This is a genomic window from Brassicibacter mesophilus, assembly GCF_050433385.1.
GTDB lineage: Bacteria > Bacillota > Clostridia > Tissierellales > Proteiniboraceae > Brassicibacter > Brassicibacter mesophilus.
This window is the reverse complement of the sequence record NZ_JBNPXI010000003.1, coordinates 253,219-265,282: the sequence shown is the minus strand read 5'-3', so window position 1 is coordinate 265,282 and position 12,064 is coordinate 253,219. Positions and strand designations below refer to the sequence as shown.

The following is a 12,064-nucleotide window of genomic DNA, read 5'->3' as shown; positions in this document are numbered from 1 at the left end:
GTATTTATATGACTAGTATTTTAAATTCAGACAATGTTATATTAATCGGTATTCTAGCAAGTATTGGTGCAGGATTGGCAACTGGACTTGGAGCTATTCCTATTTTTTTCACAAAAAATATTTCTAATAAAACTCTTGATATAATGCTTGGGTTTGCTGCTGGTGTAATGCTAGCTGCTACATCATTTTCTTTAGTTGTTCCTGCTATAGATTATGGTGGCGGTGGAGTTAAGGGGGCTGCTATTGCATTAGTAGGAATTCTATTAGGTGGAATTTTTTTAGACTTTACAGATAAGCATTCACCACATGTTCACCTTTTAGATAAACGTGAGGAAGGAAGAAAATCTTCTCTAGCTAAAATGTGGCTATTCATAATAGCTATAACAATACATAATTTCCCTGAAGGACTTGCTGTTGGTGTTGGTTTTGGTGACAGAAATATATCTAATGGATTAACTTTAGCTATAGGTATAGGCTTACAAAACCTTCCTGAAGGAATGGCTGTTGCACTTGCTTTATTAAGAGAAAAATATTCAACTGGCAAAGCATTCTTCATAGCTTTACTTACTGGCCTAGTGGAACCTATAGGAGGATTTATAGGATTATTTTTAGTACAATTTGCAAGGCCAATTCTTCCACTAGTTCTTGCTTTTGCTGCTGGTGCGATGTTATTTGTTATAAGTGATGAAATAATTCCTGAGACTCATAAAAATGGTTTTGAGAGACAAGCAACTTATGGAGTATTAATTGGATTTGTTATTATGATGTTTTTAGATGTTACTTTAGGATAAAAAAGAAATGTCTGCATAATATTATGCAGACATTTTTTTATTCATTTACTATACAATAATATTTAGATATAAGCTTGTCCAGCTCAACGCTCAATTCTAAAGCTTTCTCTTTATCTACATGGTCATTAGATAAAAGTTCATCTAGCTCCTCTCGCTTGTCCTTAATGATGTCCTTTATTCTAAATAACGCCACTTTTTTCATATCCTCTTCCCTTCCCTACAATAAAATAGATAGCAAGCTTCAATTAGATTTTCACTCTCAATTTTGTAAAACTTTAATTGCCGTGTAATATAATACCATTTCCTTTCTTATGTTTCAACATTTTTTAATATATTTTAGCAAAACTTTAATGGTACATTTTACGACATTTTTTTGAGCTTGCAAACTATTTATTATGGTCTATTCTCTATTCATTACCAATTTATTATTGAACTTAATAACATTGTTTAATACTGTCCACACACCTTCAACTTCAAACCCTTTTCTCCAAGAAGCTGTTCCTACTAAATCATGTTTATACACTAATGATGACTTAAGCTCTATTGATTTTTCGTCCTCAATCCATATTCTATATTTCTTGCCATCTTTAATATACTCAGTATAATTCTGGCCTACATCTTCAAGCCACACTATCTGCGAATTATTGTCTTTTATCCTATTAGATACTGCCTCCATAGACAGGGCCTTTGACTTTACTGTTATCTTACCATTCGCATCCTTAGTTTCTTCCCATTCCCTTGTATAGAACGGTATTCCCATTATTAGTTTTTCCTTAGGAATATATTCAAGTGTTCTTTCTATGCTTCTGTCAACCCAACTTAGTGAAGCTACAGATCCACTTTTTGGACTTGCAGCCCAGTGTTCATCATAAGTCATCACCATCACGTAATCTAATATTTGGCTCAGCTTTTCTCTATCGTAAAACTTCGACCATGTTGAACTAGATGATGGAACAGTTGTATCCATAGATACTACTAAATTTTGTTGCTTTAATGCTTTTGTTAGCTTGTCTACAAAACTAGTAAGATTGTCTTTATCTTCGTAGTATACATTTTCAAAATCAATATTTATTCCATCAAGGTCATAAATACTCGCATAAATTAATATCTGATTTATTGCTCTTTCCTGTGCCTTCTCATCAGCAAGTAAGGCTTTAGTCAATTCTTTATCAAAACTATTGTCAATAAGTCCCCATACCTTATATCCTTTAGAATGCGCATCTTGTGAATACTTATAATCAGCATTGTTTACCACATATCCACTTGCATCAACTATTGAAAACCAAGTAGGAGATATTACATCGAGGCCTTCTATCTTCTGTTCTGTTGATAGATCAGGAGAGTATTTTCTCACGTATTCCCAGACAAGATTAAGCTTTCCAGTCGGTTTCCAGTCTTCTCTAACCTCATTTAGAGATATATCTACGTTCTTTTCCTCCACGTTAGCATCAATGTATTTTTTCTGAACATATCCTATAAAACCCTTATCTGTTCTTATTTTTACCCATTTCCCATCTTCTTCAAATACTAAAACCCTTTCATCCTTGCTTAGCTTGTCCAGTTTAGAGCTAAATGAAGATTTATCAAGTCTTAGATATGTAGAGTGATTTATCTTTCCAATTTCATCATTTTCTCTTATTTTGTCTATGATTAGTATATTACTTTCTTCTTTATATTCCACTGATATACCAAATATTTTTTCTAATCCTACAATGTTTATGTAATTTATATCATCAATATTTTGAGTGAGAAAATTCAGATTTATTCCATCTTCTATTCTATTATCTAATTCCTCTGTTTCGAGCTTAAAATTAGGACTTTTTATGTTCACATATAATCTGTTGTATTGCTCGCTTAATTCTATATCACTATAAATATAGTCCTTTAATAAACTTACTGGTATAAGTATTTGATTCCCCTGAATAACTGGATAGATATTAGTCTGTATATTCTGGTCATCAATTACAATGTTTACTACCTCATCTGAAAATGCCATAACAGTATGATATGGTTCAACTGGTCTTAAAAACAGCATTCCTACCATTGAAAATAAAGTCATAACAACTACAGTAAATGTAAATAATAGTACTTTTTTCGCCATGTGCCTACCCCCTATAGTTCTTTTAATATATTATACCAGTTTTTCGTTAGTATTTAAGCCAATTAACGTTACAGTTTAATTACAATACTATTACTTTTTGAAAAAACAACAGGACCTATAAAGGTCCTGTTGAAACGGGGGAGTTTGGGGGATTTAATGATAATTATTATCATCTATCTATTCCTTTTTTACCCGATATAATATCATTTAAACATTTATTATGACTCTTTTTTTAAAAATAATGATAAATAATGTCTTATTTTAAATCTATTAATTCAAAAAAGCTTTCTTTAGGTGAGCCATGAATGTACTCCACCCCAACAATTGCTCTTTCTTTATCAGGAGAGACAGAAGTGTATATATACGATAGTCCTTCGTCATTGTAAGTGTCAAAACTAAATACGGTCTCATGTTTTAAGTCTTTATCAATGTCATATATACCATCTTGAGAGATCACAACTAATTTATCATCTTTCTCAAATATCTGCTGTATATAGCTTTTAGATTCAAATATTTCTATAATTTCTCCAGTATCTCTATTAAAAGCTTTTACAGAAGATATTTCCCCATCAAGTTCATTCGACTCATAATATAATAATGTTCCATCATCTTGCATTTTTAAAGGAACAGTTGTTACTAGGATGTTATTGTAGTACATGTCTATTTTTATTTTAAAAATCTCTTTCACTTTTTCAGTACTAACATTAACATAATTCATAGCATATTTTTCATTTATTTCACTATCATGTGTCCGACCTAAGATTTCATCTGCTGTACTTTTAGGCACTGTATCAATGAAGAAACCCGAACTCTCTATTCCCCAAGTTATAGGATTTACTGCTAAGGAATCTTTAAGGTCAATATATTTAAGAGAATTATCTTCGGTACTATAAATACCTACTCTATCAGATAAGTAAAAATTCGTATCTTCGCCCTCTAAAACGTATCCACTATTTTGTTCCGATTGAACTAAGAAAGCAAGTTCCTTTCCATTAGTAGACCAGCATGGATAGGATATAATCGCTCCATCAATAATGATTTCTTTTTTCACTTTATTATTAACTGTATCGATAATCTTCAAACTATTACTTTTATCTGTTTCTTGCGAAGAAATGTGGATCGAATCATGACTCCATCTAGCTGCTAAATACGAAAATACATAGTCCATGTCAGGAATTGATTCATTTAGAATGAGTGCTCCACTTTCAATATCATAAATATATCTTTGAAAATGCTCTTGAGTACTATCTTTTGTAGGAGAGCCATTGATTATAATTTTTCTCCCATCTGGAGATATATTATACCACCTTTGGGAATCCATGATTTTTGTACTTTCTTTGTTTTTAGATAAATAATACAGTCCATTAAATCCATCATTCGAGTATATGAGCCCTTGCCCATCATTCACTAGTGTCTGCCAGTAATACTCGCCGTCTAAATTAAATGTTTGTTTTATTTCTTTGGTTAAGGTATTAAATTCATAGTACCTGTTATTCATACCATCTTTTGAATAACATTTGTAAGCAAAATTAGTATTATTAAGCCATTTGACATCATAAAAAGAAGGCTGTAGTTTACTTTTTGAATCAAATAATATTTTTATTTTATTTTCACTATTATCAACTGTAAATATTTTTTCCGCTTCTTCTTTTAACTCATCTTCACTTGTTTTATGTTTATCTTGGATTTCAACATCCTGAACATCAGTATTAGTTTGTACATCTTTGATAGAATCATTTACTTCGGTACTTTTACAAGCTATTAAAAAAGTTAATGCTATAGCTAATATTGCAACTATCAGCCCTTTTTTATTCATATCATCAACTCCTAATATAATATTAATCATACTGACGTAAATACTGTTATTTTGTTCCATTATTACAGCAAAATATCAGTACTTGTAAATCAATAAAAAAATAAAGTATAATACAGTTAAAGTAAATCTTGAAAATGTTCGAAAGGGAGATGTTTTTTATGGAAAAAGTAACTGACAAATTTTTAAGGTATGTAAAAATTGATACGAAATCAGATGAGAATTCTAAAACCTTTCCAAGCACAAAAAAACAATTTAATCTAGCTAACCTATTAGTCAAAGAATTAAAAGAAATAGGGCTTAATGATGCTTCAGTCGATGAAAAAGGATATGTAATGGCTACTCTTTCTTCTAATATTGACAAGGACGTTCCAACTATAGGTTTTATTGCTCACATGGATACAAGCCCAGACATGTCTGGTGAAAATGTAAACCCTATTTTTGTTGATAACTACAATGGAAACGATATAATCTTAAACAGTGAAAAAAATATTGTTCTCTCTCCAAAAAATTTCTCAGATTTAAAGGAATACATAGGTAAAACATTGATTACTACAGATGGAACTACTCTACTTGGTGCAGATGATAAAGCTGGTATAGCTGAGATAATTACAGCTATAGAGTATCTTGTCAACAACCCTTCTATTAAACATGGTACAATAAAGGTAGCATTTACTCCAGATGAAGAAGTAGGTCAAGGTGCTGACTATTTTGATGTAGAGAAATTTGGTGCTGACTATGCTTACACAATAGATGGTGGAACAATTGGTGAACTTGAATACGAAAACTTCAATGCTGCTGGGGCAAAAATAACTATTCAAGGTAGAAATGTCCATCCCGGATCTGCAAAAAACAAAATGATTAACTCTATGGAAATAGCTATAGAACTAAATGCAATGCTACCAGAGAACCAAAAACCACAGTATACTGAAAACTATGAAGGTTTCTTCCATTTAGTGGGGATAAACGGAGAAGTTGAAGAGACTACTATTCAATATATTATAAGAGATCATGATAAAGATAATTTTGAACAAAAGAAAAAACTTATTAAAAAAGTAGTTGAGTTCCTAAATATAAAATATGGTGAAAATACATTATCATTAGAGCTAAAAGATCAATACTATAACATGAAAGAAAAAATTGAACCCGTTATGCATGTGGTTGATATAGCAAGTAGAGCTATGAATGAAGTCGGAGTTAGCCCGAAGATTAAGCCTATTCGCGGAGGCACTGACGGAGCAAGGTTATCTTACATGGGATTACCATGCCCTAATATTTTTACTGGTGGGCATAACTTCCATGGCAAATATGAATATATATGTGTAGAGTCTATGGAAAAAGCAGTTGAGGTTATACTTAAGATAGCTGAGCTATATGCTGAATAAAGGCCCCTCCAGATATTGAAATGTGCAAGAATTGTTACTCTCATACAATAAAGCACGCCATCAAATAAAAAGGATAGATTATGTGTCCTTTTTATTTTTTTGTGCCGAAAAATAGAGACCGACATTAAAGTCAGTCTCAATAAATATGCCCTCAAAACTTCAAATTTTTTTACAGATTATGATCAGCAATATAGTTTTCAGCTACTACTCCTAAATCATCATAAAATTTAGCTGTAGTTCTATATTTGTGTTCTTCTACTTCTGCTTCATAATTTCTGAAACCAAATATCTTTTTGATGCTAAGTCGTTGAGTTATCTTCTAGGACACTTAGGTTGATACAAAATACCGATACAGTTTACATTCATTCCTAAATTAGCAAAAACCATAGCTGCTGCTGCAACGCTACCTAATAATTTAGTTTTCCCTTTCATTCAGTTCACCTCCTAAATCATCTATTTTTTTCTTTGCCACCAAAGGTGTCAAAGTAATTCCCTCACATAAAAAACCAAATGATGCGATATTACCATAAACAATAAATGATGTACTAAATAGGCTTAGGATGATAATGATTACGCTTCCTATAAGTATTACAAACAAGCTCCTTTTTTTATATAACTTTGTTTCTTCCTCATTTAAAGGTTTATTTGGAGTATCAACAGGAGAATATAATATTGTTAAAATAATGGATACAGCTAATATAATAATCTGATAAATAATAGTGTGATTGATAGGTAAAAATATGACAAGATATATAGAAAAGAAAGTTATAATGTTGGTAACAATAAAACATTTCCAAAAGGATTCTAGATGCACCCCTCCTGCTTGCATTCTCAACATACTAAAGGCTAAAATAAAAGCAATAGCTTCTTTCAAAAGTCCCAGTGCAAACGCTATAATAAATAGGCCTATTCCCTTGATTGAAGTAATAAGCAATACTTCCATTCCAAAAACATATAAGTCCATTTCTTTTTCATCAATAGTATTATTGCGCTTCATAATATTAACCACATAAGATGCCATTTGATTAATCATTTTTCATCTTCCTTTTAATATTTACTCTAAGTTAAAAATACCACAATTTTACTTTAAGGACAAGCTATTAGGCATAAGTGGTCGAATAATAGGCATAACTTGCATAAAAAAAGATATATTAATCGAGAGTACTGAAAAATATCCTCTTTTCAATAATAGACATAACACTACGATTTTTGTAGATGTTATGTCTATCACTATTTCCGTTTTAATATGAAAAACAATTACTGAAATAAATGTAAAAATGCGAAGAATTTTCTTTATCTAATTATGGACTTTGCGCTTAAGCATGGCTATAACAGGACAAACAACACGTTCCCCTGGTATGCTATTCTAAAAAAGAGCATAGCATTCGCTACACTCTTAAAATACATGTTAGTAAACTTTCCAAGCCTTCTATACAATCTATCCTTATCATTTATGTTAATTCTTCCGATCTATTCAATACTAAATTCTATCTTACTAAAATCCATATTAAGCTTTTCTTGTAACTCGCTAGAAATCTGAACAGTTATCTCGGTAGAATTCGGTACTGTCTCAAAATGGTATACAATACCATCTGCTGTTAAAGCAGTTGTTGGTGATGAAATATAATCAGAATAATTTGATATTGTTATGTGTTGTTTTAGGTTCGGTATATCGATTTTATCAAAAACTTCTTTATACTTAATAGTACTTTGTATTATAGGAAAAAGCTTAATTTTTTTTACAAATATTAAGTCAAAAGTATTGTTTTCTATAACTAATTTATTAGAATCAGATATTTCTATTCTTTTTTCGATACCTTCACTATTACTCCATTTGACATAAGCAGAATAAACTACTTCTTGCTTGGCTATGTTAATTAATCTTTCTTTATTCATGGTTTCTAACTGAGAGTCAATAAATTCACGGTAGTAGTCTCGCTCCTCTTCTAATAACTTTATATCATTTTCTTTTTTTGTTATATCTTCTTCAAGCTTTGCTATCTTCATATTTAGTTCATTTATTAAATCCTTATATGTTTTATCATTTTCATCTTCAGTATAATTGTATGAAAAATTCTGATTTTCTTTATCCGTTTTTTTATCCATAATATTACAATTAGTTAAAATAATGACTATTAATAATATAGATAAAAATAATATCCATTTTTTCATGCTTTCCTCCATAATTTAGTTAATTTAATTCTATTACCTTAGTTTACAAACTTTCCTAGATATTAATTATTGATAAAATAGTTTGTTTTTAATCTAATTAGAGAACAGGTCAAATAAATTCTTTATACCAGGCTAATCTGAGTTTTCAAATGCTAATTTAAAAAGTGTTAATATGACTATTTCATAATTAGATGAAAATTACATGGCTTAAGTTTTTACGGTTTTATATATTTACTATGGCAACAATTTTGTTAGAATAATTTCAATTATAAAGATTCGTAAAAAAACTAGCAAATATTCTATCTATTTAAATAAAATGTTTATTTGACTCTAGCATATGATTACATTCTAGTTATTGTCAAGCTCATTTTAATTTATACTAGAGCTTTATGCACAACAGGTTACTTTAACTACCATTAGTCACAACAAAATACCTATGTTTATCAACTTTTGAAATTTTATAAATAGAGTTATAATTTACATCATGCCTTGGCAAGCAATAAACAACATTTGTTTTACTATTAGTCAAGTTAATTTTTATATTGCTACTCAAATCAAGATAATATATATTTGAATAACTATTATCCTTGATATAAGTTATTAGTAAATCATTATTTATTATATCAACTGATAAAATACTTTGTTCTTTTTCAATGAGGTTAAGTTTTTTTAGGGTGTGATCGTAAACATATACATTACTATTGTAATAGTCATCCATCCATACCGTTATATTACCATTTGAAAGAACACAAGCTAATTTAGTACCAGGAAGTAAAATATCTGTCTCTTGTGAATTTAAATCATATATTTTTATAATGTATTCATCTTCATCTCTATCTATGTAAGTTAATTTGTTATTCATTAGATATGGCCTTTTATATGGATTCCCATCAAGATCTACCTCATTATCTAAGATTTCTAATATATTTTTATTTATATCATATAATACAATTCTTTCCTCATAGTTGTCACCACTTGTACCTATAGATTCATACCACGCTAAATAATTATCAGATATAGTCATTATAGGTTCAATAAGCGAATTATTTAAGTCATCTGAGCAACGAATTATATCTGCTGAAAGGTCATTAAGGTCAAGTTTGTAGATTTTCCAGTTATAATTTGAGTCTACTACTTCCCAAAAGAGAAAATTAGCATTTGCATGTATTTCACTTATATATGATGGCTTTTTTATATCATTCATTTGAAAAATATCATAAGATTCAGCTGTTTTGATATCAAATTTATAAATTTTAAACTTGGTATGAAAATCTGATTTTACATTATCTGTAACTACATAGTAAACTGTATTATTACAGATCGTATGATCAGCTATAATCATGTTATCGACCATAGGAATTTCAATTATGTCAGTATCAATATTAAGTTTTCTTAAATTATCATAGTAATGTTTGTCAGTGTTCTTAATAGTAATATATTTTTTTGAGGTAAAGTTGCCTCGTTTTATTTCATTTTTAAAAGCATGGTTATTAATAGTTGGGGATTGAATGATTAAGAAATGTCTAATTGCTAAACATATAACTAATAGTAGTAATATTGAGCAAAATAAGTAAACATATTTATTATTTCTCATTTAAACCACCTCTTTAATAAAAATATCTATAGTAAGTAAACTATGAAAAACAATAACTTACTTACTATAGATAGAATATACTATCTCCAGACTATTAAATATCTACCTGATTTAGCACTTATAGAATTGTATGCTTCACGTATTGTGACGACATGTTTTCCACGATATGTTGATTTAGGATGAGAATCTGCTAAGTATACCTTACCACGCTCTAAGTCAATACCATAAACGCTTATATAATGACCAGCTACATGTCCGTTATAATAGTTTAAGTATTCAGTCTTTGCGTGTATGATAGCTGGATATCCAGCATCTAGGCTATTATATACCTCCTCACAGAAGTCTTCTTCCTTTTCTTCACTATATTCATCATAAGCATAGTTTGATCTCGGTACATAATCGTTCAAAACATTTTTCACCCTATATACTATTGTTCCATCTGAATTTGTACCCATCTCTCCTGCTAATGTTTCTAGCTTATCCCAATCTGTATCACCAGCTACTTCGTCGTACAAATTATCTATTGAAGTAAAAGTCTGTAATGTTGATGCTGGACCACAATAAGTATTATTTACTTGGTTAATGACATCCATAGATAAAACTATCCTAGCATTTGGTATAGACATTGGCGATATTTGAGTTGTTTTTAAATATTCTCTATCTATCATTCGCTGTATGTATTCTTCTGCATGCTCTACACCGTATTGTTCCATTTCTTCTTGAAACATTGGATCGTTTACATACTCAGAGCGAATCTTCTGTTCTATTTGTTCCATAATAGGATCATGCTTAGCTCTTGCAAATGCCATACAAGGTACTAATAAACCTATAGCTAATATGATAATAAAAATTGTTCTTAATTTTTTCATAAAAATCCTCCTTTTAAATTATCTTATTAAAGACTATATGTAGTTTTAATATTTCTTTATTGATATTTGCATACATTTACCGTATAACTGTACTTAGTTCTTGGTCTATTAACTCTATGAAACATACCTTCCGGTATTAATTTGAGTTAGCAGACTATTTTTTGATGCTCTTATATTCAATATGATATTATCTCCCTTTCAATTATTCTTTCTCTAGGAATATTGTTTTGAAATATATGTGAATATTTATATGATAAAATTACATCTATGCTAGCATCTTTATCTTTTGATGTAAAGTATTGTTTTAAATAATATTTTTTTCTATAATTAGATATTATTTTCATTTCTTCAATAATTATGCATTTTCTATATATATATGTATTTTTAGTACTTTAGCACTGATTATAGTATATAAAAGTTTGTTTATAGTATTCTTAATTAATCAAAATGTCCTTTTCTCTTAATATAAGCTAAATATGCAATATAAAGGGTGTTACTATTATAATCTTCTTTCATTCTATTTGATTATTTTCTAGGGCATTTAGGCTGATACAAAATACCGATACAGTTTACATTCATTCCTAAATTAGCAAAAACCATAGCTGTTGCTGCAACACTATTCAATATTTTAGCTTTTCCTTTCATTTAGGTCACCCCCTTAATCATTTATTTTTTTCTTTGCCACCAAAGGTGTCAAAGTAATTCCCTCACATAAAAAACCAAACGATGCGATATTACCATAAACAATAAATGATGTACTAAATAGGCTTAGGATGACAATGATTATGCTTCCTATAAGTATTACAAACAAGCTCCTTTTTTTATATAGCTTTGTTTCATCCTGATTTAAAGGTTTATTTGGAGTATCAACAGGAGCATATAATATTGTTAAAATAATGGATGCAGCTAATATAATAATCTGATAAAAAATAGTGTGATTGATAGGTGAAAATATGACAAGATATATAGAAAAGAAAGTTATAATGTTGGTAACAATAAAACATTTCCAAAAGGATTCTAGATGCACTCCTCCTGCTTGCATTCTCAACATACTAAAGGCTAGAATAAAAGCAATAGCTTCTTTCAAAAGTCCCAGTGCAAACGCTATAATAAATAGACCTATTCCCTTGATTAAAGTAATAAACAATACTTCCATTCCAAAAACATATAAATCTGTTTCTTTTTCATCAATAGTATTATTGCGCTTCATAATATTAACCACATAAGATGCCATTTGATTAATCATTTTTCATCTTCCTTTTAATATTTACTCTAAGTTAAAAATACCACAATTTTACTTTAAGGACAAGCTATTAGGCATAAGTGGTTCAATAATAGG

At 29.6% G+C, this 12,064-nt stretch carries 13 protein-coding genes; 2 read left to right on the top strand and 11 right to left on the bottom strand.

What is annotated here, in order from left to right; translation table 11 throughout:
- Positions 1-8: 8 nt before the first annotated feature.
- Positions 9-791, top strand: a complete 783-nt coding sequence (locus HNR33_RS06205) for a ZIP family metal transporter (protein WP_429081288.1) — start codon at positions 9-11, stop codon at positions 789-791.
- A gap of 37 nt (positions 792-828) precedes the next feature.
- Here the strand turns inward: HNR33_RS06205 and HNR33_RS06200 are convergent, their stop codons facing one another.
- The 3 genes from HNR33_RS06200 to HNR33_RS06190 form a co-directional block, all read right to left on the bottom strand.
- Complete coding sequence (locus tag HNR33_RS06200) at positions 829-993, bottom strand: Spo0E family sporulation regulatory protein-aspartic acid phosphatase (RefSeq protein WP_429081287.1); 165 nt, start codon at positions 991-993, stop codon at positions 829-831.
- Between the two features lie 198 nt (positions 994-1,191).
- Complete coding sequence (locus HNR33_RS06195) at positions 1,192-2,892, bottom strand: glycosyl hydrolase family 18 protein (protein ID WP_429081285.1); 1,701 nt, start codon at positions 2,890-2,892, stop codon at positions 1,192-1,194.
- A gap of 256 nt (positions 2,893-3,148) precedes the next feature.
- A complete protein-coding gene (locus HNR33_RS06190) occupies positions 3,149-4,708 on the bottom strand; it encodes a hypothetical protein (RefSeq protein WP_429081284.1) in 1,560 nt (519 codons plus the stop codon).
- A gap of 158 nt (positions 4,709-4,866) precedes the next feature.
- On the opposite strand from HNR33_RS06190, the gene pepT reads away from it, so the two are divergent.
- On the top strand, positions 4,867-6,090 hold the full coding sequence (gene pepT / locus HNR33_RS06185) for a peptidase T (RefSeq protein WP_429081281.1): 1,224 nt from the start codon (positions 4,867-4,869) through the stop codon (positions 6,088-6,090).
- Positions 6,091-6,402: 312 nt separating this feature from the next.
- Here pepT and HNR33_RS06180 read toward each other — a convergent pair whose 3' ends face one another.
- The 8 genes from HNR33_RS06180 to HNR33_RS06145 all read right to left on the bottom strand — a co-directional run bounded on the left by HNR33_RS06180 (position 6,403) and on the right by HNR33_RS06145 (position 11,971).
- Positions 6,403-6,522: a cyclic lactone autoinducer peptide gene (locus HNR33_RS06180; RefSeq protein WP_429081279.1), complete on the bottom strand. Its 120-nt coding sequence runs from the start codon at positions 6,520-6,522 to the stop codon at positions 6,403-6,405.
- The gene (locus HNR33_RS06175; RefSeq protein ID WP_429081277.1) at positions 6,506-7,123 is read right to left on the bottom strand and encodes an accessory gene regulator ArgB-like protein; all 618 of its coding nucleotides are present in this window, start codon (positions 7,121-7,123) and stop codon (positions 6,506-6,508) included. The genes HNR33_RS06180 and HNR33_RS06175 overlap by 17 nt, the downstream gene beginning before the upstream one ends.
- Positions 7,124-7,560: 437 nt before the next feature.
- A complete protein-coding gene (locus HNR33_RS06170) occupies positions 7,561-8,262 on the bottom strand; it encodes a hypothetical protein (RefSeq protein WP_429081274.1) in 702 nt (233 codons plus the stop codon).
- Between the two features lie 406 nt (positions 8,263-8,668).
- Positions 8,669-9,856: a hypothetical protein gene (locus tag HNR33_RS06165; RefSeq protein ID WP_429081272.1), complete on the bottom strand. Its 1,188-nt coding sequence runs from the start codon at positions 9,854-9,856 to the stop codon at positions 8,669-8,671.
- A gap of 80 nt (positions 9,857-9,936) precedes the next feature.
- The gene (locus HNR33_RS06160) at positions 9,937-10,725 is read right to left on the bottom strand and encodes a C39 family peptidase (protein ID WP_429081270.1); all 789 of its coding nucleotides are present in this window, start codon (positions 10,723-10,725) and stop codon (positions 9,937-9,939) included.
- A 176-nt stretch (positions 10,726-10,901) separates the two neighbouring features.
- Entirely contained in the window at positions 10,902-11,069 is a 168-nt protein-coding gene (locus HNR33_RS06155) for a hypothetical protein (protein WP_429081267.1), read from the bottom strand.
- A gap of 181 nt (positions 11,070-11,250) precedes the next feature.
- Positions 11,251-11,370 (bottom strand): cyclic lactone autoinducer peptide, encoded by a 120-nt coding sequence (locus tag HNR33_RS06150; RefSeq protein ID WP_429081265.1) that lies wholly within the window; start codon positions 11,368-11,370, stop codon positions 11,251-11,253.
- 13 nt (positions 11,371-11,383) lie between these two features.
- Positions 11,384-11,971, bottom strand: a complete 588-nt coding sequence (locus HNR33_RS06145; protein ID WP_429081263.1) for an accessory gene regulator ArgB-like protein — start codon at positions 11,969-11,971, stop codon at positions 11,384-11,386.
- Between the last annotated feature and the right edge of the window lie 93 nt (positions 11,972-12,064).